At 64.3% G+C, this 25,027-nt stretch carries 23 protein-coding genes and 1 pseudogene; 11 read left to right on the forward strand and 13 right to left on the reverse strand.

The window, feature by feature from the left end; all coding sequences use genetic code 11:
• Positions 1-5: 5 nt before the first annotated feature.
• Genes B7G54_RS05590 through B7G54_RS05600 form a run of 3 tightly spaced genes read right to left on the reverse strand, consistent with a single transcriptional unit; the run spans position 6 to position 1,928 of the window.
• On the reverse strand, positions 6-944 hold the full coding sequence (locus B7G54_RS05590; RefSeq protein ID WP_085038173.1) for a GGDEF domain-containing protein: 939 nt from the start codon (positions 942-944) through the stop codon (positions 6-8).
• On the reverse strand, positions 941-1,567 hold the full coding sequence (locus tag B7G54_RS05595) for a chemotaxis protein CheC (RefSeq protein ID WP_085038174.1): 627 nt from the start codon (positions 1,565-1,567) through the stop codon (positions 941-943). Before B7G54_RS05595 ends, B7G54_RS05590 begins: the two co-directional genes overlap by 4 nt.
• Positions 1,560-1,928, reverse strand: a complete 369-nt coding sequence (locus B7G54_RS05600) for a response regulator (protein WP_021161390.1) — start codon at positions 1,926-1,928, stop codon at positions 1,560-1,562. Before B7G54_RS05600 ends, B7G54_RS05595 begins: the two co-directional genes overlap by 8 nt.
• Positions 1,929-2,397: 469 nt before the next feature.
• On the opposite strand from B7G54_RS05600, the gene B7G54_RS05605 reads away from it, so the two are divergent.
• The gene (locus B7G54_RS05605; RefSeq protein WP_085038175.1) at positions 2,398-4,644 is read left to right on the forward strand and encodes a hybrid sensor histidine kinase/response regulator; all 2,247 of its coding nucleotides are present in this window, start codon (positions 2,398-2,400) and stop codon (positions 4,642-4,644) included.
• Between the two features lie 49 nt (positions 4,645-4,693).
• Here the strand turns inward: B7G54_RS05605 and B7G54_RS05610 are convergent, their stop codons facing one another.
• The gene (locus tag B7G54_RS05610) at positions 4,694-5,248 is read right to left on the reverse strand and encodes an NADPH-dependent FMN reductase (protein WP_085038176.1); all 555 of its coding nucleotides are present in this window, start codon (positions 5,246-5,248) and stop codon (positions 4,694-4,696) included.
• Positions 5,249-5,614: 366 nt separating this feature from the next.
• On the opposite strand from B7G54_RS05610, the gene B7G54_RS05615 reads away from it, so the two are divergent.
• Positions 5,615-6,214, forward strand: a complete 600-nt coding sequence (locus B7G54_RS05615) for an RNA polymerase factor sigma-70 (RefSeq protein ID WP_085038177.1) — start codon at positions 5,615-5,617, stop codon at positions 6,212-6,214.
• Positions 6,192-6,413, forward strand: coding sequence for a zf-HC2 domain-containing protein (locus B7G54_RS05620; protein ID WP_085038178.1), 222 nt, complete (start codon positions 6,192-6,194; stop codon positions 6,411-6,413). Before B7G54_RS05615 ends, B7G54_RS05620 begins: the two co-directional genes overlap by 23 nt.
• Before the next feature lie 134 nt (positions 6,414-6,547).
• On the opposite strand, the gene arsC is transcribed toward B7G54_RS05620, so the two are convergent.
• Complete coding sequence (arsC, locus tag B7G54_RS05625) at positions 6,548-6,904, reverse strand: arsenate reductase (glutaredoxin) (protein ID WP_085038405.1); 357 nt, start codon at positions 6,902-6,904, stop codon at positions 6,548-6,550.
• Positions 6,905-7,852: 948 nt separating this feature from the next.
• On the opposite strand from arsC, the gene parA reads away from it, so the two are divergent.
• Together parA and B7G54_RS05635 are read left to right on the forward strand one after the other, a co-directional pair.
• Positions 7,853-8,515, forward strand: coding sequence for a ParA family partition ATPase (gene parA / locus B7G54_RS05630; protein WP_085038179.1), 663 nt, complete (start codon positions 7,853-7,855; stop codon positions 8,513-8,515).
• A 23-nt stretch (positions 8,516-8,538) separates the two neighbouring features.
• Positions 8,539-9,600, forward strand: coding sequence for a ParB/RepB/Spo0J family partition protein (locus tag B7G54_RS05635; protein ID WP_085038180.1), 1,062 nt, complete (start codon positions 8,539-8,541; stop codon positions 9,598-9,600).
• A 90-nt stretch (positions 9,601-9,690) separates the two neighbouring features.
• On the opposite strand, the gene B7G54_RS05640 is transcribed toward B7G54_RS05635, so the two are convergent.
• The gene (locus B7G54_RS05640) at positions 9,691-11,058 is read right to left on the reverse strand and encodes a replication initiation protein (protein WP_085038181.1); all 1,368 of its coding nucleotides are present in this window, start codon (positions 11,056-11,058) and stop codon (positions 9,691-9,693) included.
• Between the two features lie 1,821 nt (positions 11,059-12,879).
• On the opposite strand from B7G54_RS05640, the gene B7G54_RS05650 reads away from it, so the two are divergent.
• Positions 12,880-14,061 carry a DNA-binding protein gene (locus B7G54_RS05650; RefSeq protein ID WP_085038182.1) on the forward strand — a complete coding sequence of 394 codons (1,182 nt, stop codon included), beginning with the start codon at positions 12,880-12,882 and terminating at the stop codon, positions 14,059-14,061.
• Between the two features lie 136 nt (positions 14,062-14,197).
• On the opposite strand, the gene B7G54_RS05655 is transcribed toward B7G54_RS05650, so the two are convergent.
• The 3 genes from B7G54_RS05655 to B7G54_RS05665 form a co-directional block, all read right to left on the reverse strand.
• Positions 14,198-15,217: a tyrosine-type recombinase/integrase gene (locus B7G54_RS05655; protein ID WP_085038183.1), complete on the reverse strand. Its 1,020-nt coding sequence runs from the start codon at positions 15,215-15,217 to the stop codon at positions 14,198-14,200.
• Between the two features lie 102 nt (positions 15,218-15,319).
• Positions 15,320-15,697 carry a DUF2471 family protein gene (locus B7G54_RS05660; RefSeq protein ID WP_085038184.1) on the reverse strand — a complete coding sequence of 126 codons (378 nt, stop codon included), beginning with the start codon at positions 15,695-15,697 and terminating at the stop codon, positions 15,320-15,322.
• A gap of 140 nt (positions 15,698-15,837) precedes the next feature.
• Positions 15,838-16,449, reverse strand: a complete 612-nt coding sequence (locus tag B7G54_RS05665; RefSeq protein WP_085038185.1) for a helix-turn-helix domain-containing protein — start codon at positions 16,447-16,449, stop codon at positions 15,838-15,840.
• 161 nt (positions 16,450-16,610) lie between these two features.
• Here B7G54_RS05665 and B7G54_RS05670 point away from each other — a divergent pair, with 161 nt between their 5' ends.
• Positions 16,611-17,810 (forward strand): glycine C-acetyltransferase, encoded by a 1,200-nt coding sequence (locus tag B7G54_RS05670; protein WP_085038186.1) that lies wholly within the window; start codon positions 16,611-16,613, stop codon positions 17,808-17,810.
• Positions 17,811-17,823: 13 nt separating this feature from the next.
• Positions 17,824-18,852 (forward strand): L-threonine 3-dehydrogenase, encoded by a 1,029-nt coding sequence (tdh, locus tag B7G54_RS05675; protein WP_085038187.1) that lies wholly within the window; start codon positions 17,824-17,826, stop codon positions 18,850-18,852.
• Between the two features lie 395 nt (positions 18,853-19,247).
• Here tdh and B7G54_RS05680 read toward each other — a convergent pair whose 3' ends face one another.
• Entirely contained in the window at positions 19,248-19,664 is a 417-nt protein-coding gene (locus B7G54_RS05680) for a hypothetical protein (protein ID WP_085038188.1), read from the reverse strand.
• Positions 19,661-20,299 carry a GNAT family N-acetyltransferase gene (locus B7G54_RS05685; RefSeq protein WP_085038189.1) on the reverse strand — a complete coding sequence of 213 codons (639 nt, stop codon included), beginning with the start codon at positions 20,297-20,299 and terminating at the stop codon, positions 19,661-19,663. Before B7G54_RS05685 ends, B7G54_RS05680 begins: the two co-directional genes overlap by 4 nt.
• Positions 20,300-20,481: 182 nt before the next feature.
• On the opposite strand from B7G54_RS05685, the pseudogene B7G54_RS05690 reads away from it, so the two are divergent.
• Both B7G54_RS05690 and B7G54_RS05695 read left to right on the forward strand, forming a co-directional pair.
• Positions 20,482-20,679 (forward strand): annotated as a pseudogene (locus B7G54_RS05690) (TetR/AcrR family transcriptional regulator); the annotation flags it as partial.
• Between the two features lie 26 nt (positions 20,680-20,705).
• Positions 20,706-21,185, forward strand: a complete 480-nt coding sequence (locus B7G54_RS05695; protein WP_085038190.1) for a nuclear transport factor 2 family protein — start codon at positions 20,706-20,708, stop codon at positions 21,183-21,185.
• 597 nt (positions 21,186-21,782) lie between these two features.
• Here B7G54_RS05695 and B7G54_RS05705 read toward each other — a convergent pair.
• On the reverse strand, positions 21,783-22,868 hold the full coding sequence (locus B7G54_RS05705) for a tartrate dehydrogenase (protein WP_085038191.1): 1,086 nt from the start codon (positions 22,866-22,868) through the stop codon (positions 21,783-21,785).
• A 125-nt stretch (positions 22,869-22,993) separates the two neighbouring features.
• Between B7G54_RS05705 and B7G54_RS05710 the strand changes: the two genes are divergently transcribed.
• Positions 22,994-23,917: a LysR substrate-binding domain-containing protein gene (locus B7G54_RS05710; protein ID WP_085038192.1), complete on the forward strand. Its 924-nt coding sequence runs from the start codon at positions 22,994-22,996 to the stop codon at positions 23,915-23,917.
• A 160-nt stretch (positions 23,918-24,077) separates the two neighbouring features.
• Here the strand turns inward: B7G54_RS05710 and argC are convergent, their stop codons facing one another.
• Positions 24,078-25,016 (reverse strand): N-acetyl-gamma-glutamyl-phosphate reductase, encoded by a 939-nt coding sequence (gene argC, locus B7G54_RS05715; RefSeq protein WP_085038193.1) that lies wholly within the window; start codon positions 25,014-25,016, stop codon positions 24,078-24,080.
• Between the last annotated feature and the right edge of the window lie 11 nt (positions 25,017-25,027).

The raw sequence follows: 25,027 nt of genomic DNA on the forward strand, positions 1-25,027 counted from the left end.
GCCGCCTATGCGTACGCGACCGACCGGTCGCGCCCGAGCCGCTTCGCGCGATAGAGCGCGGCGTCGGCCTCGTTGACGAGCACGTCGCAGGTCGGCGCGCCCGTCTTCGCACACGCACCGCCGACGCTCGCCGTCACCGGCACGCTGACGCCCTCCGCGTCGACCGGCATGCTGCCGATCGCATCGCGCACCTTGTCGGCCACCAGCATCGCCTCGTCGAGATTCGTACACGGCAGCAGCAGCGCGAATTCCTCGCCGCCGAAGCGGCCGAACGTATCCTGCGCGCGCACGATCGACGCGACGCGGCGCGCCGTCTCGCGCAGCACGGCATCGCCGGCCGCGTGCCCGAAACGGTCGTTGATCGTCTTGAAGTGGTCGAGGTCGAACAGCAGCACCGACATGTCGCCGCCGTAGCGCTGCCAGCGCGCGAATTCGTCGCCGAGCCGCGCCTCGAAGAAACGCCGGTTCGCGATGCCGGTCAGGCCGTCGCGATTCGCGTGTTCGCGCAGCTTCGCGACCGCTTCCTCCCGCTCGCGCTGCATCACGCTCACGTGCGTGACGTCCGAGATCGTCACGCACACGGCTTCGACGTCGCGGCCGCGCGTGAGCGGCATGAACGTGCAGTCCTGCTGCATGTAGTCGACGCCGCCCGTGATCGGCCGGTCGTGCTCGAAGCGGAACAGGTAGGGCCGCTGCTCCCACGAGCTGAACGCGAAGCTGCCGAGCTGGAACACGCTCTCGAGCTTGCGCGACAGCCACGCGCGCGGCAGGTCGGGAAAGCAGTCGAACAGGTTGCGGCCGATCACGTCGGCGGCCGGGATGCCGCTGTGGTCCTGCATGAAGCGATTCCACATCAGCACGGTCATCGCGCGATCGAGCACGAACAGGCCGAAGCCCACCCGCTCGATCACGAGGTCGCTCAGCGACGGGGTGGCGGCCGTCATAGCGCGGACAGCAACGCGTCGAGCGCGTCGCCCATCAGCCGGATCGAATCCTCGGCCATCAACATCACGAAGTGGGCCCGGAACGCGTGATCCTCGAGCCCGAAGTTCACTTCCAGCAGCAATGCCACGCTCCATGCCAGCTCGGTCGGCTGGAATACGTCGTCGAACGACACGTTCGCGCCGAGCAGCCCCGGCGGAAAGAACACGGGCTTGCGGCCGAGCTCGTCGAGGATCGACGCGACGCACGCCCCCATCAGCACGTTTGCGACGTCGAACACGACTTCGTCGGGTGTCGCCATCCCGCCGTACACGCCGTCGCCGAACGTGCGGTCGACGACCGACATGAGCCGCGCGATGCTCGCGGTGCGGCACAGCACGATCGCTTCGCCCTTGATGTCGGAACGGAAACCCTGGCGCACGGCGGTCACGTTGTCGTGAATGCCCGTCATCTCGCGCAGCGCGTCGCCCGCGTCGGCCGCTTTCACGACCCGCACGCGCGGCACCGACAGCTCGATGAAGTGCCCGAGCAACAGCGCGAGCCGCGCGGCGGCGCGGCCCATTGCAAGGTTGGCGATCTCCTGCAACGCGTCGCGTTGCTCCGCCGTGAACACCGATTCAGGCATACAACCCATACTCCTTGAGAATGGGCAGCAATGCCTCCGACGTCACGGGCTTGGCTACGAATGCGATCGCGCCCAATTCGCGCACGCGTGCTTGTGCCTGCGGCTGAATATCGGCGGATACCACGATCACGAACGTGTTCAGATCTTCGTGGCGCAGTGTCTCCAGGACCTGATATCCGCTCATGTCGGGCATCGTCAGGTCAAGAAACATTACGGAAGCTTTGCCGTCACGATAGAGCGCCAAGGCCTCTCGACCATTCGCGGCATACGCGACATCGACGTCCCAGCCTCCCGGCAGCGCCTTTGTCAGAAGTTTGCGAGCGAGCAGCGAATCGTCGGCAATTACAATCGGCAAAGGCATGGGGCGATGCGGTATACGGAATGGTCTCTCTCGCGTTAACGACCGCGCGGCGCGCTTCTTGAGGGCCGATGCGTTCGGGCGCGGGCAACCGCCTTGCGGCCGCGCGCGGGCGTCGCGACGCGGGTGCGCGCGACGCGCCGCGCGGCGAACACCGGCGAGCGCATATATCTGTCATAGGGAAAGCAAGGCGCGATTCTCGGAGTAAACCGGAGGCGATGCAACTCGCCATTTTCACCATTTCGAACAGAATCGGTCAAAACGCACGCCATTCCGAAAACAGTCACGACCATTTTCGAGATAAGCACGCAAAATTTTTCCTTGTGTACGTTTGCGCTGCCGGATTCGTCGCGTTTTCAATCTGACAATTTCTCCTGCCGGAATCGACAGGATGGCGGGCGTCCGGGGCCGTGCAGCGGGCCGTCGCAACTCGTTTATGATGGCAGGCACCTCCGCCTCACCCGCTTCCTCGATGACGTCCGACCGGCCCGCCGATTCCCACGCTCCCGCCTCCCCGCCCGCCGACGACTGGCAGGACGACGGCAACTATGCGTCCGGTGCGCCCGAGCACGATTTCGCGGTGCGCCGCGTAACGCTGATCGTGCTGCTCGTCGCGGCGATCGTGCTGCCCTGCATCTACGTCGTGGTGATGGCGTACAACGACCTGAAGACGCGCGAGGCTGCCGCGAGCGACGTGACGATGCGCACCGTGCGGGTGGCCGAAGAGCACGCGCTCAAGGTGTTCGACCTGAGCGAAACGCTCGATGCGCGCATCGTCGATCTCGTGCAGGACATGGACGACGCGACCGTGCGCAACCGGGAGTCCGACATCCACGAAGCGCTGAACACGATCGGCGGCGGCTATCCGCAGGTGGCCGCCGTGTCGATCTTCGGCGCGAGCGGGATGCTGCTCGCGAACAGCCTCTACTATCCGGCGCCCTATGCGTCGATCGCGAATCGCGACGACTTCGCCGGCATTCGCGACGGCAAGGTCATCGAACACATCTCGCGGCTGATGATGGGGCCGCTCAAGCTCGAGAACATTCCCGTGTTCAACACGGGTGTCGCGCGGCGCCATAGCGACGGTTCGTTCGCCGGGATGGTATCGATCGCGCTGAAGTCGTCGTATTTCAACGCGTTCTATCGCGACCTGCTCGGCGGGGCCAGCACGCCGATGACGATGGCGCTCGCGCGCTCGGACGGTGCGGTGATCGCGTCGTATCCGCCGCCGCCGGCACTCGCGCACACCGATCGCGCCGTCACGTTCGGCGACGCGCGCAACGATCCGCGCGCCGGCGTCGTGCGCGTGCGTCACGACGGCGCGAGCGAGATCGTCGCGTATCGCCAGGTCGGCAGCTATCCCGTCTACGTGACGTGCGCGTACCGCACATCGGCAATCTGGCGTGAATGGTACGAACACCTGAGCGTGCTGTTCATCTCGATGTTCGCGCCGTCGGTCGCACTGTGGTCCGTGATCTGGTTGTCGCTCAAGCGGCTGAAGGCGGAAGAGGAGGCGTGGGACCGCTGGCAGGCCGAAGCGTCGATGCGGCGCTCGATCGAATCGGCATACCGGCAGTCGCGCAAGATGCAGGCGCTCGGCAACCTCGTCGGCAGCGTCGCGCACGACTTCAACAACCTGCTGATGATCATCTCGAGCAACGTGCAGATCGCGCGGCGGCGCGGGGTCCAGCATCTCGACAAGGAACTCGGCGCGATCGAACGCGCGCTGAAGAACGGGCAGTCGCTCACGCGCCAGCTCCTCGGCGTCGCGCGCAAGCAGCCGCTGCACAACGAGACGATCGACGTCGGCCAATGGGTCGGCACGTGCCGCGAACTGCTGAAGACGTCGCTCGGTTCGAAATCGTCGCTGGTCGTCGCGATCGAGCCCGGTGTCTGGCCGATCCGCGTCGATGTTGCCGAGCTCGAGCTCGCGGTGATCAACCTCGCGGTCAACGCGCGCGACGCGATGGCGGCCGGCGGCCGCTTCACGGTCGGCGCGCGCAACGTGACGCTGCGTCGCGAGGACGGCTTTCCGCTGACCGGCGATTTCGTGCAGATCTCGCTCGACGATACGGGCTCGGGCATGGCGCCCGACGTGCTCGCGCGTGCGTTCGAACCGCTGTTCACGACGAAGGCGCAGGGGATGGGGACGGGGCTCGGCCTGCCGCAAGTGTTCGCGTTCTGCGAACGCTCGGGCGGCCTCGCGACGATCGACAGCGCGGTCGGTGCCGGCACGTCGGTGCGGCTCTACCTGCCGCGCGCGCGTGCCGAGGATGTCGTCGCGCGGCCGCCGGCGGTCGTGCACGACGCGGGTGCGGGCGCGCTCGCCGGCCTGCACGTGCTGCTCGTCGAGGACAATAGCGAAGTCGCGGCCGGTACCGAAGCGCTGCTATCGCTGCTCGGGCACCGCGTGACCTACGCGCCCACCGCCGACGACGCGTTGCGCCTGATCGAAGGCGCAGCCGCCAACGACGCGTTCGATCTCGTGATTTCGGATATCCACATGCCGGGCCGCCTGAACGGCATCGACCTCGCCGAAGCGGTCGAGAAGCGGCCGGGGAAGCTGCCCGTGATTCTCGTCACGGGTTACGCGGAGGAACTCGACCGCACGCGCACCGTCAACGTCCGCGTGCTGTCGAAGCCGTTCGACATCGCGCTGCTCGACGAGATCCTGCTGGGCATCCGCGAAGCGCGCGACGCGCGGCACGCCGGCACGTGACCCGCTGCGTGCGGGCCGGCGCCGGCGGCGGCGTGAACGGGTGCGACGCTCAGGCCGACTTCAGCAAGCGCACCCAGCCCGTGTAGCGATCGACGAAGCCCTGCAGGAACTTGCGGGTGTCTTCGCTGACGATCTGGCCCTGATCGTCGATGCGTGCCGGGTCGTGCTTGATGAACATCTCGGGCTGCCCGAGCGTCTTCACGTCGAGGTACGCGAGCACGTTGCGCAGGTGCTGCTGCGCCAGCGCTGTACCCGTTGCACCCGGCGACGTGCCGAGCACAGCGCCCGGCTTGCCCGACCACGAGTTGGAACCCCACGGGCGCGACCCCCAGTCGAGCGCGTTCTTCAGCACGCCCGGAATCGAGCGGTTGTACTCGGGCGTGACGAACAGCAGCGCGTCGGCAGCTTCGATCGACTGCTTGAAGCGTTTCGCGACTTCCGGGAAATCCGCGTCGTAATCCTGGCTGTACAGCGGCAGCTCGCCGATCTCGACGAACTCGAACGAGAAATCGGCGGGGGCAAGCGAGATCACGGCGTGCGCGAGCGCGCGGTTCGATGAAGCGCGACGCAGGCTGCCGACGACCACAGCGATGCGATATGACATGGCATTCTCCTTCCGGTGAGTGAGGAATCGGATCGATTGCTTCCGAACAAGCGACAAAGGTCTGTTTATAGGCAAGCCAGCCCGCGAACCGCCCCACGGGGCCGGCCGGCCGACTTTCCACAAGGTTTTCCACAGAAATTGTGGATAACTCGGCCATTATGTTCTGACGTTACAGACTGCCCGCCGCGCGTCGTCGCTGGCACGCGGCACTGGGTTCGGCAAGCATAGCGCAGCGCGCCGGCCGGTTTCGTGAATTCGTGACGGAACATGCATTGCGGGCCGGCACCGCGCCCAGTAAGCTGCTCGCACCGCGACGCGCCCATTTGGTGGCGCACGTGCGCTTGCCTCGAGACACCGCAACCAGACATGCCGTCCGCCTACGACGACCCCACCTATCTCGCGCAACTGCGGCGCGACCTGCTGCGCTTCGCGCGACTCCAGCTCCGCGATGCCGATGCGGCCGAAGACGCCGTGCAGGAAGCGCTCGCCGCCGCGTGGTCGCATGCAGGCGATTTCGCCGGGCTGTCGGCGCACAAGACCTGGGTGTTCGGCATCCTGCGCAACAAGCTGATCGACGTGCTGCGTGCGCGGCAGCGGACGGTGAACCTGTCCGCGCTCGATGCCGAACTCGACGGCGAATCGGTGCTCGATCGCGAGCTGTTCAAGGAAAACGGACACTGGGCCGCACATGCGAAGCCGCGACCATGGGCGCGCCCCGAAACGCTGTTGCAGCAGCAGCAGTTCTGGATACTGTTCCAGGCCTGCCTCGATCACCTGCCGGAACAGATCGGGCGCGTGTTCATGATGCGCGAATTCCTCGACGTCGAAATAACGGACATCTGCAGCGAATTGACGCTGACGACGAATCATTGCAGCGTGCTGCTGTATCGGGCGCGCACGCGCCTGCGAACCTGCCTGAGCGAAAAAGGACTGACGACCGAAGATGCTGCCGGGGAAATGTACTGACGTGACGCGACTGCTGTCGGATGCGCTCGACCGGCATCTGACCCTGCATGAACGCCTGCAGGTGCGTGTACACCTGCCGACCTGCAGTGGCTGCAGGGCCTATCGCGGGCAGATCGCGCTGCTGCGGGCGGCCGCGAAAGCGGCGGCGGGGCAGGGGCCTTCGCCGGATGATGACGGTGCGCCGCCCGGGGAAGGCTAGGCTCGGATCGCGTGACGGCGATCGTCCGGGCGGTGGTGGCAGGCTGCCCGGCGATCGTGCCGGCTTTGATTGCCTGCACGTGCGCCAGTGCTTGCACCGGACTGACGCAATCAGAAAAATACGGCGGGTAAGAATTATTCGAATATCGCCTGCACGGATTCGGGCGGCCGGCCGATGGCTGCCTTGCCGCGATAAACGACGATGGGCCGCTGCAGCAGAATCGGATGAGCGGCAATTGCCGCGTAGGCGTCCGTATCGGTCAGATCGGCACGGGCCAGATCCAGCGTCTTGTACGGCTCCTCACCGTCGCGCAGCATGTCGCGAACGGGGCGGCCAAGCTGCCGATGCAGCGTTTCCAGTTCCTCGACCGTCGGCGGCGTCTTCAGGTACTCGACGACATTCAACGGTGCACCGGTGGTATTCAGCGACTCGACCAACGCAAGCGTCTCGCGCGACTTCGAACATCGGGGGTTGTGGTAGATCGTGATCATCATTCAGGCCTGGAGGGGAGAGCCCTGTATTGTAGCCAGTCTGCATCGGGGGCTTGGCGGGTGGTCGACACGGGATCGGAGGCGGATTCGCTGCTTCGTAGAGGCAGGTGGGGGAGGCAGAGCGACGGACCGCGAGAGGAGAGTCCCGTTCGGGATGCGTTTCAATGGATCTGTGGGTTTATGCGCATAAAGGCGAGTGGCTCTCTATCGCGGGATGACAAACAAAGGTCCCACATGCCGGCGTTTCGGTTCGTAAAGGATACGGGCAGGTGCGTCGCAGGTCGGTTGGTTTATGCGCATAAAGCGTGCGATTGCCGGATGCGGTACCTCTCGATTCACGGCGCGGTGAGTGCGGACACTTCGGCGTGTCGGTGTGATGCCTGCTTCGGTGTGATGCCTCGCGGGTAGATCGCCCCGCACTGGGTTCGGGCCCGGTCGGGACGGGATCCTCCGTTACTCGCCGTCTATCGCTCGCGGTTTATGCGCATAAACATAGCGCCCGGACGGCGCGTTGTGTCGACGTCCGTGGATTCCGCGGCACACGTCTACGCTGCGCCCCCGGCGAGGGCGTACTGCTTCCCCCTCTCGCTCAGAAGCATCCGCCTTCTCGTCGCACGATCGACCGCGCCGGTATCCGCAGAGTTTATGCGCACAAACTCCCCGGTTCTCAAGCAAGACTGCCCCATCGAACGAAAGGGCAGTGCACCGCGATCCTGCGGCCACCCGCTACTCACACCGACGGCGCCACGCATGATGACTCAATCCCGTGGCGGTCATCGACGTTTATGACATCCGCCACACCATCCGATCGAGCCTCCGTTCATCACCAGTTCGTTTATGCGCATAAACCGATAGCCCGAATGGCCAATGCGTAGTTGTCGAACGACAATTTCATTGAAATTCAAATATCGTCCTGTAGAATTCCAACGACCAAAATAGGAGTGAAAATTGGCCGCGGAAATCATTGCAGTCACTCAACAAAAAGGTGGCGTCGGCAAAAGCACGATTGCCATGCACCTCGGTGCCGCGTTCCATGAAAAAGGGAAGCGCGTCCTCGTCATCGACGCAGACCGTCAAAACACACTGGTTCACTGGTCGAGCGCATCCGGCGACAGCGACACCGGCATTCCGTTTCCGGTCGTCAACCTGGCTGAAGCCGATGGCCAGATCCATCGAGAGATCAAGAAGTTCATCAACGACTACGACATCATCGTCGTGGACTGCCCGCCGTCGATCACCGAGAAGGTATCGGGCGTTGTCCTGCTGGCCGCATCGATCGCCGTGATTCCGACGTCGTCGTCGCCGGCCGATTACTGGTCGAGCGTCGGCCTCGTCAAACTGATCCAGCAGGCGCAGGTCATGAACGAAGATCTCCGTGCCGTCTTCCTGCTGAACAAGACCGAAGAGAAGCGCATGCTGACCCGCGAGCTCAAGCGCGCGCTCGAGGAACTCGGCTTCCCGTTGCTGAGAACGCAGATCCCGACCCGGGAGGCGTACAAGCAGGCGATGGCGCTCGGTCAGACCGTACTGCAGATGAACGATCGTGGCGGCAAGCTGGCCGCTGCAGAAATTCGCGCATGCGCCGACGAAATCGTCGCCATGCTGCCCTGACTTTATGCGCACAAAGGAGTCACATGAAACCCTCCCAATTTGCCAAAGGATTCCAAGCGCGCCCGGATATCACGACGAGCGAGAAGCGCACGGCGCTCGATCGACTCAATGCGATCGACGGCATCGTCAAGTCCGAGACGCCCACCCCGGCGCCGACCAAATCCGCGAAGAAAGACGTCGCGCCCCCGCCCGTGCCCGAGCTGACGCTCGATCCGTCGATCGATGAATCGGCGCAATATCGCGCGTGGCGTCTCGAGAATCGCTATGCACCGGGGCAGGTGATCGAGCTGTCGCTGAAGGCGATCAAGCATAGCCCGTTCAATCCGCGGCATTTCTATCTGAAATCGTCGATTGCCGAACTCGCGGTCAACCTCGCGAAGCAAGGGCAGCAGCAAGCGATCCACGTGATTCCGGATTACGACAACCCGGGCACGTACTTCGTCAGCGATGGCGGCCGCCGTGTGCGGGCACTGAAGGAAGCGAACAAGGAATCGGTCAAGGCGATCGTGATCGACTTGCCGATCGGCATCCAGAGCTACAAGCTCGGCTACGATCTCAACGTCCAGCGCGATTCGCAGACGGTATTCGACAACGCCGTCGTGTGGCGTCGCTTTCTCGACGACAAGCATTTCCAGAGCCAGAAGGAACTCTCCGAGCATCTCGGCCTCGACGAGTCGACGGTGGCCGTCGCGCTGTCGATCGGCAAGCTGCCGGAAGCGATCATGCAGGAAATGGTTGCGCGCCCCGATCGCTTCGGTTCGAACATGGCGTATCAGGTCGGCCGCTATCACAATGCGCGCGGCACCGACGCCACGTTGCGGCTGATCAACAAGATCGTGTCGGACGATCTCAGCACGCGCCAGGTGTCGGACATCGTCAAGGGCCGCGTCGCGGCGCAGGAAACGCCGAAGGCTGCGGGCCGTCAGCGCTATGCGCAGCGTCTCGAGATCAAGCTCGGCGGCAAATCGGTCGGCGACCTGAAGTCGTATGGCGAAGATCGCATCGAATTGCGCCTGCGCGGTCTCCCGAAGGACAAGCGCGACGCGATCCTCGAGCAGCTCGAGCGGATGCTGTTGTCGGAGTGACGGAAACGGCCGGCAGGGCCTGGTGAGGACGCCGGGCCCGCCCATCGAGGGCGGGGCCCGCGGCGGCCCGTCAGCGGGCCTGAGCGGGCTTCAGGCAGCCCGCGACTGGTTCAGCGTGAACGACAGCAGGTCGCCGTCCGTCGGCTCGCCCCAGGTCTTCTGGGCCAGCCAGTCGAAAAAGGCCGTCTCGGCCAGCTTGGAATCGAGGCCGCGCTTGCGCCAGTCATCGCGCATGTGGGAGCCCATCGTCGGCAGTGCCTCCGACTCGAACGACTCGCGCGCCACTTCGCGCTCGGCGTCGCCCTGCTCTTCGTACAGCACCTTCGCTTCCTTGCGGCGGAACGCTGCGAACTCGCTCAGCAGGCGAGCCTTCAGATCGTCCGGCTGGGCCGCTGCAACTTTCGCGGACGGCGTGCCGGCAGGCAGCGCGTCGACCGATTCGACCGGCGGTGCATAACCCTTCTTCAGCGCATCCTTGAACAACGCCGGCGCGCTGCGCACCGGCGGCAGCGTCGTGCTGCGCATCCGCTGCTCGGTCATCTGCAGCGCGGCACGAATGCGGTTCTCCTCGCTGTCCGCATAGAGCGTCTGCGCTTCCTTCAGTGGGATCCCGAGCTTCACCATCCGGTCGACCAGCGTGCTGTCGAACACGTTCGGGTGTTCGTCGAGCGCGAGCATCGGCTGCTTGCGCTCGGTCACGCGGAACTGGATCTCCGCGACCCGGCGCCCTTCACGGTGCTCGATCAGTTCGACGAAGATGTTGGTGACCGCATTGACCTCCGCGATCGCGGGACGCAGATAGTCGCGCTTGAAGTACTTGTACTCGCGCTTCGCCTCGTCGCCGGCTTCCGTGTCGGGAGTACCCGACAGGATCGGCCGCCACCATTCCCACGGCTCGCGCATCGTCAGGTGGCTCGGGTTCGTCAGGTAGCGCACGCAGATTTCGTACAGCGCGAGACCGGCGCTGCTGCGCAGCTGGCTCTGGAACTGCAGGCTCAGGCGCGCGTACTGCACCGGGTCGAGCAGCTTCTTCTTGATCTTCGGCGCGAACGAGAATTCGACCCACACGCGGCGGGTCGCCGGATCCTCGAGAATTTCCGCATCGGCGATCAGCGTCGAGATCCCCCACTTGCGGCCCGGCTTCTGGCTCGACGTCCCCGTGCTCCACTCGACCTGCACCGACACCATGCGGCGCAGGTGTTCCTTTACCAGCGCGGTGTCGTTCGAATCGAAGGCGGAGTTGGCGACGATGTCCGACAGCAGCGCGCGATACGTATCGCCCGAGTCGTCGGCCTGCTGCGCCACGGCCAGCAGGACATTGAACAGCTTGCGAGTGAGGAGCGTGATCTTGCCGCTCTTCGGCTGGATTGCGATCGCCTCGACGGCCTTACGCAATTCGGCTGAACTGGCACTCACCACATCCACATCGGTTTTCTTGGCGCGCTTCGTCGTGGCCATACGTCGGGTCGGAGGAGAAGTTTTCCGGAAGGATAGCGCCTGCGGTGATGTGCGTCCAGAACGACATGCTCACCATAGCGGGTGAAGCGCGCGTGCAAAACGGCACTCACCCCAGGCGCTCCCGAAAACCCTCACCACTCCGGATTTGCAGCGTTCCGGACTCGTCCAGACGTGCTGCGGGATGCGCCGATTCACAGAATTTCACCTGTGCACGACACGTGCGGAATGTGCTCCCGTATCGGCTCACCTTTCGATTTGTCGTAATTTTACGACTGCGCAGCTGTGAGTTCGGCACAGGGTTGCGATCCCACCTCGCCGCGCCTCCCGATCGGCCCGCATCGGCCTGTATGCATGTACAGGCGCGACTCACCGGGAGATCGCGATCGAGTCCGGCATCGCGGAAGACGCCCGCGAAACCGGCCAGCGCGACCCGATAGGGCCAGCTTTATCGGCCCGGGCGCGCATTGTACAGCGCACAAACCGTGTCGGGTCCCGAAAATACTCACCTCGAGCACAGCGTGTTCATTCCTCTGAATGTCGACAAATGCCCGACACGCGCGGGATTCGCTACCAACACCTCCCGAAAACGCTCACCTCAAGGAAAAATCGCTGTGCCTCCACGGGCACGGGAATAGCTCCCGAAAAACCTCACCGTAACTGTCTCGGTATCAAAAATCCCAATGCCTTCCGATACTTATGCACAGAAGGCATTTGGCTGTGCGTTGTCGACGCCTCCCGAAAAGCCTCACCTTTCGACTGAAATCCTTCATACGACAACCCGATGTCAGCCCCCGAAAAATCTCACCTGTGCCAAAAAGGGGCACAGCAAAAACGAGATTTCTTCCAGTCCTGGTGGGCTTTTCGGCGAATTCGGCAGCTTACAGATCCCGAAAAGCCTCACCTTTGACCATTTTTCAGGCAAATTCCGTTCCCGGAAAGTCTCACCTGTGGCCCGAGTCACAGCCTGTGATCCGGGCCCCGAAAAATCTCACCTCACCGGGATCTGGGCAGGAAAACCCGGATTTCCCTCCCGAAAAACCTCACCTTTGGCGCTTCACAGGCCTCAGAGAGCGCTTTCGCTGTGCAAAATGGTGTTCGTTTCCCGAAAATCCTCACACCAAATCCCCGTGGAGTCCCGTGAAACCTCACCTTTCACAAAAACTGCCTAAAAGATGGGCAGAATCGGGGCGCGAAGAAGGTCCCGCAAATTCTCACCTATGTCTGCACAGGCAGAAAACTGTGCAGTCAGGCACAGCGCGGGTTCTGTGGCTGTGAGGCCCCGAAAAACCTCACCTTTGGGAAATCTCGTGTTTCACTGTGATCCCGAATCCGCTCACGACCTTTCCTGCAACGGCTCACGCAGCTCCCTGAACCCCATCACGTCAGCTCCCGCAGAAGATCACCTTGGCTCCCGTAAAACTTCACCTTGTCGGCCGGAAAGCCTTGCAGCATAAGGCTGTGCCGTGGCGTTAACGTTTTTAACTAAGGGTTCAAGGGTGTTTACTTCTAATACTCTCAAGACATGGGCCGACGAGTTTTCCACAGATACCCCAACCCCTGAACACCTACAGGCCATCGCATCCGTGGTCGTGTGAAACAAATGCCGAAATTGGGGCTCTTCAGGAAAATGCTTGTGCGACAAGGACTTGGATAACTTTCTTCGCTTTGTTTCACGAAATCCTGGACCACAGTCGTCGGGATTGACTTACAGACCGGGTTTCTGTGGAAAGCGACGTAAATTCACAACGTCGAGCCGAAAAAAGTATCAAGAAATACGTATTTCGTTATGATTGCCACACTTCAATGTCTGTGAGCACAGCGATGACCCTGGACGAAATACGCCAAGCCATTCGGGACGAACTGGAATCGCTGCGTGCAAGCGGTGCTCGGCGACAGGAATTGTCGCTGCACGCATGCAAGCGGCTGTTTTTCGATCTCGGCATCCGGCCGTCGGCCGCCAACGTCCGCGATCTCACCCAAACCGGCAGCGCCAGCGATATCCCGAAAGACATCGACCACTTCTGGGAGCGCATTCGTTCCGCGTCGAAAGTCAGGCTTGACGGTGCGGCAATCCCGAAAGCCGTCGAGGAAAAGGCGGGTGCGTTGCTCGGCGCGCTCTATGAAGAAGCGCTGAAAGCCGCGCGGGACAGTCTCGATGGCGATCGCGAGCAGGTTCGTGCCGGCATTGCCGACGCCGAACAGCGGTTGCGCGACGCAACCGTCCGCCAGGAGGCACTCGAAGGCGCGCTCGCGCGTGGCGAAGCGAAAAACGAGCAGTTGCAGGCTCGCGTAACCGAACTCGAGGTCCAGCTCGCGTCGCAGACGACGCACGGTTCGGCCAGCGAAGCGACGTTGCTCACCACAGTCGCCCGACTGGAGAAGGAACTGGCTGCGGCCGCCGGCCGTATCGAAGCCGAACAGGCGCAGAACGCCACGCTGCGTGACCGCATCGATGCGCTGCAAGCCGAACTGCAGCAGCGCACCGAGCACTACGCGCAGCAAATCAAGGACGCGGTGGCCGAAGCCGAACGACGCGTCAAGCCGATGCTGGTCGAGCTGGATTCGTTGCGCAGCATGGCATCGACCTACCAGAGCGGTTTGCGCGACGTTCAGCGCAAGGAGTTCGACTTCCTGCAGCAACTGAGTTCGGCCAAGGCGCGCGCCGACCGGCTCGAAGAACAGTTGCGCAGCCAGGGCGATGAACTGGAACGTGCGACACGCGATGTGAGTTCGCTGCGTGCGAGTCGCGGCATGAATCCGGAAATCGCCGCGCTGATCCGCCGCCTGGCCGATGCCGGGCAACTGGATGCGGAGGCGTTTGCCGCGATCGGCACCTCGCTGGATCAGGAGATTCCGGTGCCGGCCCATTGTCCGCATTGCGATGGCGAGCCGGAACTGTCACACGGAGAAGCGGGTTTTGAAGTGGCCTGCCCCGAGTGCGAACATGCTTCGGGCACATGGCCGTCGCGATTCGAAGCGGTCGCCCGCTTTGCGCGCACGTGACGTGAGGATCGGCCGCCGCTCACAGGTGAGACGATCCGGGGAGCTTGAGGTGAGGTTTTTCGGGAGCTGTGAAACGGTGAGGCTGCGCCGCACAAGGCTGCTCACGGATCGCTTCGCGTGAGCAGCCGTTTGGCGATCAGTGAGTTTCTTTGCGGTCGGACGCGTCACCGTTGCTGTCGGCCAGACTGTCGCGCCAGTTTTTCCATGCACGATGCAGGCGGTTCGACGAAATCGGCCGCATGAAGCCCAGCCATTTGCCGACCCGTTCGGGCGGCACGTCGTGCTCGAACAATTCGGCCGCATAGGTATTGCGCAGCGTTTGCGGGCTCGCGCGGGCGGTGCGCGACGACGTGAGCCCGGCGGATTCGACGATCGCGTCGATCGCGCGCAGCATCGTCGCCTTGTGCATCGGCCGCCCGGCATGGGACGCGGGGAACACGAGTTCACCCGGAATGTCCTGGCGCTTGCGCTCGGTGAGCCATGCTTCGAGCAGGGCGATCGCGAACGATGCCAGGTGGGTTTCGCGCGCGAAATCCGGGTGTGTCGACTCGATCTGCAGTGACGTTCCACTCGTATTGATGCAACTAATCGTGAGCGCGCGAGCTTCACCGGTTTTAATGCCGGCACCGAGAAACGCGGCGACGAGCGCGCGGTCGCGCCGCTCTTTCCAGTACGCGGAACCGGATACCCCGATCGGCGAAAACAGGTATGCGAGCAACGTTGCGCGCTCGGCGGGCGTGAGGAAACCGGTAGGCTCGTTGTCGCGCGCCTTGCGCCAGTTCGCTTCGCCATCCTGAGCAATGAACCGGGCCGGGTTGGTCGACGCGTATTCGGTGCGCCGGATGTGGTCGAGCACGCGTTCGATCAGTCGCAAATAGCGCATTCGCTGGGTTTTCCGGATCGGCAGCTCGCCGACGAAATTCGCGATGGTTGCGGTATCGACCGTTGCCAGATTCTTCTGGTGTGCGCGCATCCAGGTGAGAAATGCGCCCCATTGCGCGCGATAGACGTCGGCCGATGAGCGGCGATAGTCCTGCATGGCGAGCCATGCATCGAATGCGGCTTCGGGCGAGACGATCCAGTCGGACGCACCGCGGTCGAACAGATCCGTTTCTTCCGGGCGTGCAGGGGTGTCGGGCGAGGCGGGAAGGGACATGTGATTTATTCCGTTAGTTGCGTATATGGTAGCCCTTTCCGCAACGTCTCGGGCAGCAAGAGGCTGGACAAGGCCACCACACGCGGCGGCCCCGGCGGGCAGTCAGTCACCCCATGCCTTGGACGGACGGTGGGCGCGCTCGCGAGGCGTGGTGTCGTGCGACGTTGATGCCGCTTCGTATGCGAGAACCGCGAACGAAAAAACGGCGGGCAGCGCATTCGAGCGCCCGAAGTCGATCGGATCGTCCGTTTCGGGAAACGTCATGTCCGACGGCCGTTCGAACAATTGACGCATGCCGGCCTCGTGCCGGCTGGCAAAGCCGAGATCGGCAAGCGCCTCGGCTTCGATGGCGTGCAGCAGGCGCCACGTCAGCGGGACGCGCTGGCGGATGTAGCGCCCGGCAATATGGCGGACGATCAGCTCGAGGTCGTGCGCGGCAGCCTTGAAGCTGAGCGCGGCCAAATCTTGTTCTTCTGTCATTGCAGGCTCCTGTCGACCGGGCGGGCGCCTCGGTGCGCCGGCTCCGGCCCATGCATGGCGGAATGTCCGTATACTGTACAAACATACAGTGTTTTCCGCAACCGGCCTGCAATTGGCCTTTTGGCCAGCTATCCGCGCCGTCAGCGATGTATCACGATCAGCAGTGCCCGCGCCTCGGCCTTGCCGGGATTGCGGATTGCGTGCGGCTCGTCGGCCGGGTAGCGCGCGGTGTCGCCTACCTTCAGGCGCCGGCTGGCCGCCGCGGCTTCGATTTCCATCGCTCCCTGCAGCACGGTGAGGTGCTCGCGCGTGCCGGGCTCGTGGGCGTTCGATATCAATGCGCCGCCGCCCGGCAGCGTCAGCTCGTACCACTCGAACTTGCCGGCGAGGTCGATCGGGCCCCACACGCGCAGCTGGTACCGGCCGTCATGGCCGGCGAGCGTCGGAATGTCGTGCGGGCCGTCTACGCGAATGGTTTCGGGCGCCTTCGGCTGCGAGAACAGCTCGTCGAGCGTGATGCCGAGCGCGTTCGTCAGCCGCCATGCAACGGCGATCGTCGGGTTGGCCTTGTCGCGTTCGATCTCGGAGAGCATCGATTTCGATACGCCGGCCGCGCGCGACAGGTCGTCGAGCGTCAGCTTGCGCTCGCTGCGCAGCCGCTGGATCTGCTCGCCGACACGCGGCGGCGTGGCGGCCGGCGGTTGCGGTGCGGCGCTGGCAGGCGTGCGCCGCGAGCCGGAGGAACTTGCCATTTGGATTCCGTTCGCTTAGAGTTGTTCGATATTTCGAATTCTAGTTCGGAATATCGGATAAATGCGGTCAACCGAACGACCGACTATAACAGTAGCAGGCCGTTGCGCCGCCGCCACGAGTGGCGCGTTGCGGAATGCGAAACCCTGTCAGGAGCTTTGCGATGCGTGATGCCTTTCTCGCCCAGGTACGCGGGACGCTGGACCAGATCCGCGCGGACGGTTTTTACAAGACCGAGCGCGAGATCGCGAGTCCCCAGGCGGCAGCCGTGCGGCTCGCCGGCGGTGCCGGCGTGCTCAATTTCTGCGCGAACAACTATCTGGGTCTGGCGAACGATCCGCGCCTGATCGATGCGGCGAAGGCTGGCCTCGACCAGGACGGCTTCGGCATGGCATCGGTACGCTTCATCTGCGGCACGCAAACCGTGCACAAGCAACTGGAAAGCGCGCTGGCCGCATTTCTCGGCACCGAGGACAGCATCCTCTATTCGAGCTGCTTCGACGCGAACGGCGGGCTGTTCGAGACGCTGCTCGACGAGAACGACGCGGTGATCAGCGACGAGCTGAACCACGCGAGCATCATCGACGGCATCCGCCTCTGCAAAGCGAAGCGTTTCCGCTACAAGAACAACGACCTGTCCGACCTCGAGGCGAAGCTCAAGGAAGCCGATGCGGCGGGCGCACGCCACAAGCTGATCGCGACCGACGGCGTGTTCTCGATGGACGGCATCATCGCCGACCTCAAAGGCATCTGCGATCTCGCCGATCGCTACGGCGCGCTCGTGATGGTCGACGATTCGCACGCTGTCGGCTTCATCGGCACGCATGGCCGCGGCACGCCCGAGCACTGCGGTGTCGAAGGCCGCGTCGACATCATCACGGGTACGCTCGGCAAGGCGCTCGGCGGCGCGTCGGGCGGCTATGTCGCCGCGCGTCGCGAGGTCGTCGAACTGCTGCGCCAGCGCTCGCGCCCGTACCTGTTCTCGAATACGCTCACGCCGAGCATCGCCGCGGCATCGCTGAAGGTGCTGGAACTGCTCGGCAGCGACGAAGGCGCGAAGCTGCGCGAGCGCGTGCGCGAAAACGGCGCGCGATTCCGCAAGCAGATGACCGAAGCCGGCTTCACGCTCGTGCCGGGCGCGCATCCGATCATCCCGGTGATGCTCGGCGACGCGCAGCTCGCGACGAACATGGCCGACAAGCTGCTCGGCGAAGGCGTCTACGTGATCGGCTTCTCGTTCCCCGTCGTCCCGCGTGGCCGGGCGCGCATCCGTACGCAGATGAGTGCCGCGCATACGCCTGAACAGATCGACCAGACGGTCGCCGCGTTCGTGCGCGTCGGCAAGTCGCTCGGCATCATCTGACGGAGGCGCGACCATGAAAGCACTGGCAAAGCTCGAACGCGGCCCCGGCCTCACGCTCACGCGCGTGAAGCGTCCCGAAGTCGGCCACAACGACGTGCTGATCAAGATCCGCCGCACGGCGATCTGCGGCACCGACATCCATATCTGGAAGTGGGACGACTGGGCGCAGAAGACGATTCCCGTGCCGATGCACGTCGGTCACGAATATGTCGGCGAGATCGTCGAGATGGGGCAGGAAGTGCGCGGCTTCGCGATCGGCGATCGCGTGTCCGGCGAAGGCCACATCACGTGCGGTTTCTGCCGCAACTGTCGCGCGGGGCGACGGCATCTGTGCCGCAACACGGTCGGCGTCGGCGTGAACCGCGAAGGCGCGTTCGCCGAGTACCTGGCGATTCCGGCGTTCAACGCGTTCAAGATTCCGCCGGAGATCTCCGACGATCTCGCGTCGATCTTCGATCCGTTCGGTAACGCGACGCACACGGCGCTGTCGTTCAACCTCGTCGGCGAAGACGTGCTGATCACCGGCGCGGGCCCGATCGGCGTCATGGCCGTCGCGATCGCGAAGCACGTCGGCGCGCGTAACGTCGTCATCACCGACATCAACGACTACCGGCTGGAACTCGCGCGCAAGATGGGCGCGACGCGCGCGGTCAACGTCGCGCGCGAGTCGCTGCGCGACGTGATGTCCGACCTGCACATGACTGAAGGCTTCGACGTCGGTCTCGAGATGTCGGGCGTGCCGAGCGCGTTCACGAGCATGCTCGAGGCGATGAACCATGGCGGCAAGGTCGCACTGCTCGGCATTCCGCCGGCGCAGACGGCGATCGACTGGAACCAGGTGATCTTCAAGGGGCTCGAGATCAAGGGCATCTACGGTCGCGAGATGTTCGAGACCTGGTACAAGATGGTCGCGATGCTGCAGAGCGGCCTCGACCTGTCGCCGATCATCACGCATCGCTTTGCGGCCGACGATTACGAGAAAGGCTTCGCCGCGATGCTGTCCGGTGAAAGCGGCAAGGTGATTCTCGACTGGACGGCCTGAGCGCCGCAGGGCAGTGCGGCGCGTTCGCCGCCTGCCCCGTTTCTGTTTACGTCTGCGTTTTCGAGGCTGAAACGCGCGAATCCGGGCTCAAGGTGAGATTATTCGGGAGCTGTGTTTGCGCGCAAAATCGCGACACGATCGCATATCGGTGACCTGCAATCGCACGTTCATTTCACCGGTCGTCAGCCGCCTCGCTTCCCGCCATCACGCCGTTCGGTACCTGCTCCCCTTCTTCCGCGCACGTCGCCGCCTCGCTTGCCGCGAAGTCGTTCGCTTCGCACTCCAAGCGGTGCCTTGCCGAACCACCGCATCAACCGTGAGTCCGCACGCCTCGTTGCGACTCACTCGTGCGCGAGGCGATCGATATCAGTCGACATCGATCGGTGCGCGCACCGCTACTTGATCCGTTCACCATTCAGCCCTCGCGGGTCGAGCTGAAGACTCAACACGACGAGCCAGCGCTTCGGGCACTGCGGTGCTACGCCGACCGGATCGCCGTGTGCGCCAGGAATGGTGACGAGCCCGTGTTGCGCCGCGTACTGATACGCGCGCAGCGCATCCGCCTGCAGCCAGAAGCTGACGAGCGCGCACGTCACGAAGCGGAACAGCAGCACCGTCGCAGCATCCGGCGCGAAGCCGGCCATCACCAGCAGGCTTTCGAACGCGAACGCCAGTGCTTGTGCGACCGCGATCGTGAGGAACGTGAGCTTCAACACACCGCGCAGCCGCTGCGCCGCGCGCACGCGTGCCTGCCGGACGGCGAGTTGCGTGCGATCGCCGCCGCCTTCGCGCTTCGGCACATCGTGTTTCATGACGCAGCACCGACGTGCCGCGCGACGTCGATCTGCGTCGTATCGCCGGCAACGAGGCGCCCGTCCGCGACGCTGACGGATTTGCACAGGATCGTGCTGTCGTAGTTGTGTCCCGGAAAGCGCATCACGTCGACCGGTTGAAATCCTGCGCGACGATAGAAGTCGATGAGTCGGACTGCCGCGTAGGGGGCGTCGAGCGCGAGATGCGTCGCGCCGCGTGCGGCGGCCCGTCGTTGCGCGAATGCAAGCAGCGAACGGCCGATGCCGCGATCCTGCCAGACGGGATCGACCGCCAGCTGGCCGAGCGTCGCGACGTGCCGGCTGCGGTACGGATCGCAGCGGGAATCGGGATCGTGCGACCGCATCGTCATCGTCGCGACCAGATGCGCGTTGCCGAGCGCGACGAAGCACTCGCCGGTGAGCACGCGTTCGCGCGTCGCCGAGGCGGGCTGGTCGACGCACGGGCAGTTGAAGCCCAACGCGCCGAGCGGCGCGAAGGCGCGATGCAGCAGCGCGGTCAACGTATCGTACGAATCGTTGCGCGGGTCGAAGCGCCGCACGACGACGCGGCCGTCGAGCCGCTTGGCATAAGCCGCATAGGCGCGCGCGGGGCGCGCGGATTCCGGTCGCTGCATGATGTCCTTTCGCCCAGACAGGGTGACCGAAGTGTAGTGAGCGCCGCGCGTCCGCTTCAAGAAAAAATGTCGTAAACGCGGCGGGCCGCGTCGCACGGCTACGCCGCGATTCAGCCCTCTCGTCGACAGGGCCTTTTCACGCACATCTTGAGGACGGAGAACGATCGTTCTACCGCAAACCCATGAACACACATCACGACCCCTGCGGCGAACCGGGCGTTCGCGACCGGCTGCTCGATGCGGCCGAAGCGCTGATCTATTCGGGCGGCATCCACGCAACCGGCGTCGATGCGATCGTCAAGCGATCCGGCGCGGCACGAAAGAGCTTTTATTCGCATTTCGAATCGAAAGAGGCGCTGGTCGTGGCCGCGGTCGTCCGTGGCCAGAACCTGAACAGGAGCAACCCATGTCCGCTTCCCCCGAAGTCCGTCCGCCTGTTCCGCCCTTCACGCTCGAAACGGCGCGCCAGAAAGTGCGTGCTGCCGAGGACGGATGGAACACGCGCGACCCGCAGCGCGTGTCGCTCGCCTATACGCCGCAAAGCCGATGGCGCAACCGTGCGGAATTCGTGACCGGCCGCGACGAGATCGTCGGGCTGCTGCAGCGCAAGTGGGCGCGCGAGCTCGACTACCGGCTGATCAAGGAGCTGTGGGCGTTCGACGGCAATCGCATCGCGGCGCGCTTTGCATACGAATGGCATGACGACGCCGGCAACTGGTTCCGTTCGTACGGCAATGAAAACTGGGAGTTCGACGAAAACGGCCTGATGGCGCATCGTCACGCGAGTATCAACGACCTGCCGATTCGCGAGCAGGATCGTCTCTATCACTGGCCGCTCGGCCGTCGTCCGGACGATCATCCGGGGCTGTCCGATCTCGGGCTGTGACACGCGCGTCGACTCGACGGATGGACAAACGCATCACCGGGCTTCAATGGTGAGGAAATTCGGGAGTCGATGCGCTGAAGGTGAGATTTTTCGGGACGAGGTGAAATGTCGCGTCGGACTGTATGCTTCGAGCCGTTCGACGCGGCATCGTGCCGGGCCAAGCAGACGTGCCGCACACGCCGGCGTCGCGTAATGCGCGCATCGACATGCAACGGTGTGCTTCACCACGTGATGCGTCTCACCGATTGCATGGGGCCGGCAATGGATTGACGATCGGTGTGCACGTGCGCGATGTGCAACTCACCGATCGTGTCGACGTCGAAGACGGATAGCGCGAGCCGTGCGCGTTGCGGTGCGACGTTGCTCACCGCTCGACTTCACCGTGCCGGCATCGGAATTCGCACGAGTGCGCAAACGCATTCCGTGTTGCTCACCGCTCACCGCTCACCGCTCACCGCTCACCGCTCACCGCTCACCGCTCACCGCTCACCGCTCACCGCTCACCGCTCACCGCTCACCGCTCACCGCTCACCGCTCACCGCACGCCGATTCGTGCAGTCGCTGCCCCGGCGCATGCGATCGCGCCGGGCGTGATCGTCAGCCCGCGATTCTTGCGGCGATCGCCTCGCCCACTTCCTGCGTCCCCGCATTGCCGCCGAGATCGCGCGTATGCGGCCCCGTGCGCAGCACGTCCTCGATCGCGGCGACGATCGCGTCGTGCGCTTCGCGTTCGCGGCCCGCGCCGTTGCCGAGGAAGTCGAGCATCAGGGCCGCCGACCAGATCATCGCGACCGGATTCGCGATGTACTGCCCGGTGATATCGGGCGCGGAGCCGTGCACGGGTTCGAACAGCGACGGAAATGTGCGGTCGGGGTTCAGGTTCGCCGACGGCGCGATGCCGATCGTGCCCGTACAGGCCGGCCCGAGATCCGACAGGATGTCGCCGAACAGGTTCGACGCAACGACGACGTCGAAGCGGTCCGGCTGCAGCACGAAGCGCGCACACAGGATGTCGATGTGCTGCTTGTCGACGGCGATGTCGGGATAGCGTTCGGCCATCTCGGCCGTGCGTGCGTCCCACCACGGCATGCTGATCGCGATGCCGTTGCTCTTCGTCGCGACGGTGAGGCGCTTCGCGCGCCGCTGCGCGAGATCGAACGCGAATTTCAGTACGCGCTCGGTGCCGTGACGCGTGAAGATCGACTGCTGCATCACGATCTCGCGCTCGGTGCCTTCGAACATCGTGCCGCCGACCGACGAATATTCGCCCTCGGTATTCTCGCGCACGATCATGAAGTCGATGTCGCCCGCGCGGCGGCCGGCGAGCGGCGACGGCACGCCGTCGAACAGGCGCGCGGGCCGCAGGTTGATGTACTGGTCGAACTCGCGGCGGAACTTCAGCAGCGAACCCCACAGCGAAATGTGATCGGGCACCGTCGCGGGCCAGCCGACCGCGCCGAACAGGATCGCGTCCATGCCCGACAGCTGCGCCTTCCAGTCGTCCGGCATCATCTTGCCGTGCTGTGCGTAGTAATCGCAGCTCGCCCAGTCGATCTGCTCGAACTGGAAGCGGATACCGAAGCGCGCGGTTACGGCATCGAGCGCACGCAGGCCCTCGGGCATCACTTCACGGCCGATGCCGTCGCCGGGGATCACGGCGATCCGGTAAGTCCTGTCGTTCATGCGAGTGCTCCTCCTTCATCGTGGGTCGGGGCTGCCGGCGTAGCGCGCAGCGGATCATGACGCCATTCTATTTATTTCCATTGGGATTAAAATCGTGCGAAAGGTTAATCGACTTTCCACGAATCGTGAACAAATCGCCGAATCTCGACGACCTGCGCGTGTTCAGCCTGGTCGTCCGCCTGGCCAGCTTCAGTGCAGCCGCCGAGCAGCTTGCGGTGTCGCCCGCCTATGTCAGCAAGCGCATCGCGTTGCTCGAGGCGCAGCTCGGCACACGCCTGCTGCATCGCTCGACGCGCCGCGTGACGGTCACGGAAGCCGGCGAACGCGTGTATGCGCGCGCCGAGAAGATCCTCGACGACGTCGATCATCTCGTCGAGGACGTGTCGACCACGCGCACGGTGCCGCGCGGCACGCTGCGCATGTCGAGCAGCTTCGGCTTCGGCCGGCACATCGTCGCGCCGGCGCTGCTCGACTTCACCGCGCGCTTTCCGCAGCTGAACGTGCGGCTCGATCTGTTCGACCGGCTCGTCGATGTCGCGGGCGAAGGCTACGACCTCGACGTGCGCATCGGCGACGAGATCGCCGATCACCTGATCGCGCGCCGCCTCGCCGCGAACTACCGCGTGCTGTGTGCATCGCCCGACTATCTCGCGCGGCGCGGTACGCCGCGCTCGCTCGCGGATCTCGCGTCGCACGACTGTCTTGCGATCAAGGAGCGCGACCATCCGTTCGGCGTGTGGCGGCTGAACGTGCGCGGCGAAACGGCAACGGTGAAGGTCGGCGGTGCGCTGTCGACGAACCATGGCGAGGTGGCCGTGCAATGGGCGCTGGCCGGGCGCGGAATCGTGTTGCGGTCGATCTGGGAAGCCGCGCCGCTGATCGAACGCGGTGCACTGTGTCGCGTGCTGCCGGACGCAATCCAGCCCGCGAACATCTGGGCCGTGTATCCGGAACGTGTCGCGGCGTCGGCGAAAGTGCGCGTGTGCGTGGATTTCCTGGTGGAGACGCTTGCGGGTTTGAATGCCGCAGCGAGCGACGATGCGGGCTGAAATCGCCCAAAGGTGAGCTTTTACGGGGGGCGTGTGCGGAACATCGGCAGGCCCCCGTTTCCGGCTCGCAACTGCTTCGCGAGCCGGTAGCGTCCAACCGGCACCAACGCAACGCGGCCGCGATGTGCCGGGCCGGCCGACGATGCTGCCCGCACGTGGCTTACGCCGCGCCCGCCACACCGAGCATCAGGTCGAGATTCTGCACGGCTGCCCCGGATGCCCCTTTGCCGAGATTGTCGAACACGGCGGACAGCAGCACCTGGCCGTGATCGGCATTGACGAATATGCCGAGCCGCAGGTCATTGGTGCCGTTCAGCGCTTGCGGATCGAGATGCGTGATCGCTTGCGTGTCCGCGAGCGGCGTGACGTCGACGTGACGCGCGTCGGCGTAATGGTGCGCGAGACACGCATGCAGCTGCTCACCGGTCACGCCGGCAGGAAGCAGGCGCAATTCGATCGGCACGGTGAGCACGATGCCTTGCCGGTAGGCACCGTAAGCCGGCACGAACAACGGGCGGTTCGCCAGGCCGGCATGCAGCTGGATCTCGGGCACATGCTTGTGCGCGAGCGCAAGGCCGTAGATCTGTAGCGGTTTCGCGTGCGAAGCGTCGTCCGATTCGAATGCGTCGACGGCGGCCCGCCCGCCGCCCGAGTATCCGGAGACGGCATGGATGCTCACCGGGTAGTCGCGCGGCAACAGGCCGGCCTGTTGCAGGGGCCGCAGCAGCCCGATCGCGCCGGTCGGGTAGCAGCCCGGATTGGTGACACGCCGCGCGTGCGCAATCGTCCGTGCGTGCCCGTCGGCCATCTCGGGAAAGCCGTAGACCCATTCCGGCTGCGTGCGATGAGCCGAACTCGCGTCGATCACGCGCACCGCCGGATTCCGGATGAAGCCGACCGCTTCGCGCGCGGCCGCGTCGGGCAGGCACAGAATCGCGATGTCGGCTGCGTTGATCGCTTCGGCGCGCCGCACGGAATCCTTGCGCTCGGCATCCGGCAGCGTGACGAGCCGCAGGTCGGTGCGCCCGCGCAGGCGCTCGTGGATCTGCAATCCGGTCGTGCCTTGATCGCCGTCGATATAGACAGTGGGGAAGCTCATGATGGTCGCGT

It is taken from the genome of Burkholderia puraquae, assembly GCF_002099195.1.
Taxonomy (GTDB): Bacteria; Pseudomonadota; Gammaproteobacteria; order Burkholderiales; family Burkholderiaceae; genus Burkholderia; species Burkholderia puraquae.

Coding starts and splice junctions, on each gene's coding strand:
- B7G54_RS05665 (WP_085038185.1), bottom strand. CDS start 16,449: ATGGCAAGTTCCTCCGGCTCGCGGCGCACGCCTGCCAGCGCCGCACCG.
- B7G54_RS05590 (WP_085038173.1), bottom strand. CDS start 944: ATGACGGCCGCCACCCCGTCGCTGAGCGACCTCGTGATCGAGCGGGTG.
- B7G54_RS05600 (WP_021161390.1), bottom strand. CDS start 1,928: ATGCCTTTGCCGATTGTAATTGCCGACGATTCGCTGCTCGCTCGCAAA.
- B7G54_RS05670 (WP_085038186.1), top strand. CDS start 16,611: ATGCGTGATGCCTTTCTCGCCCAGGTACGCGGGACGCTGGACCAGATC.
- B7G54_RS05615 (WP_085038177.1), top strand. CDS start 5,615: ATGCCGTCCGCCTACGACGACCCCACCTATCTCGCGCAACTGCGGCGC.
- B7G54_RS05605 (WP_085038175.1), top strand. CDS start 2,398: ATGACGTCCGACCGGCCCGCCGATTCCCACGCTCCCGCCTCCCCGCCC.
- B7G54_RS05595 (WP_085038174.1), bottom strand. CDS start 1,567: ATGCCTGAATCGGTGTTCACGGCGGAGCAACGCGACGCGTTGCAGGAG.
- B7G54_RS05685 (WP_085038189.1), bottom strand. CDS start 20,299: ATGCAGCGACCGGAATCCGCGCGCCCCGCGCGCGCCTATGCGGCTTAT.
- B7G54_RS05695 (WP_085038190.1), top strand. CDS start 20,706: ATGTCCGCTTCCCCCGAAGTCCGTCCGCCTGTTCCGCCCTTCACGCTC.
- B7G54_RS05610 (WP_085038176.1), bottom strand. CDS start 5,248: ATGTCATATCGCATCGCTGTGGTCGTCGGCAGCCTGCGTCGCGCTTCA.
- B7G54_RS05635 (WP_085038180.1), top strand. CDS start 8,539: ATGAAACCCTCCCAATTTGCCAAAGGATTCCAAGCGCGCCCGGATATC.
- B7G54_RS05660 (WP_085038184.1), bottom strand. CDS start 15,697: ATGACAGAAGAACAAGATTTGGCCGCGCTCAGCTTCAAGGCTGCCGCG.
- B7G54_RS05680 (WP_085038188.1), bottom strand. CDS start 19,664: ATGAAACACGATGTGCCGAAGCGCGAAGGCGGCGGCGATCGCACGCAA.
- B7G54_RS05705 (WP_085038191.1), bottom strand. CDS start 22,868: ATGAACGACAGGACTTACCGGATCGCCGTGATCCCCGGCGACGGCATC.
- arsC (WP_085038405.1), bottom strand. CDS start 6,904: ATGATCACGATCTACCACAACCCCCGATGTTCGAAGTCGCGCGAGACG.
- B7G54_RS05620 (WP_085038178.1), top strand. CDS start 6,192: ATGCTGCCGGGGAAATGTACTGACGTGACGCGACTGCTGTCGGATGCG.
- B7G54_RS05640 (WP_085038181.1), bottom strand. CDS start 11,058: ATGGCCACGACGAAGCGCGCCAAGAAAACCGATGTGGATGTGGTGAGT.
- B7G54_RS05655 (WP_085038183.1), bottom strand. CDS start 15,217: ATGTCCCTTCCCGCCTCGCCCGACACCCCTGCACGCCCGGAAGAAACG.
- argC (WP_085038193.1), bottom strand. CDS start 25,016: ATGAGCTTCCCCACTGTCTATATCGACGGCGATCAAGGCACGACCGGA.
- B7G54_RS05650 (WP_085038182.1), top strand. CDS start 12,880: ATGACCCTGGACGAAATACGCCAAGCCATTCGGGACGAACTGGAATCG.
- tdh (WP_085038187.1), top strand. CDS start 17,824: ATGAAAGCACTGGCAAAGCTCGAACGCGGCCCCGGCCTCACGCTCACG.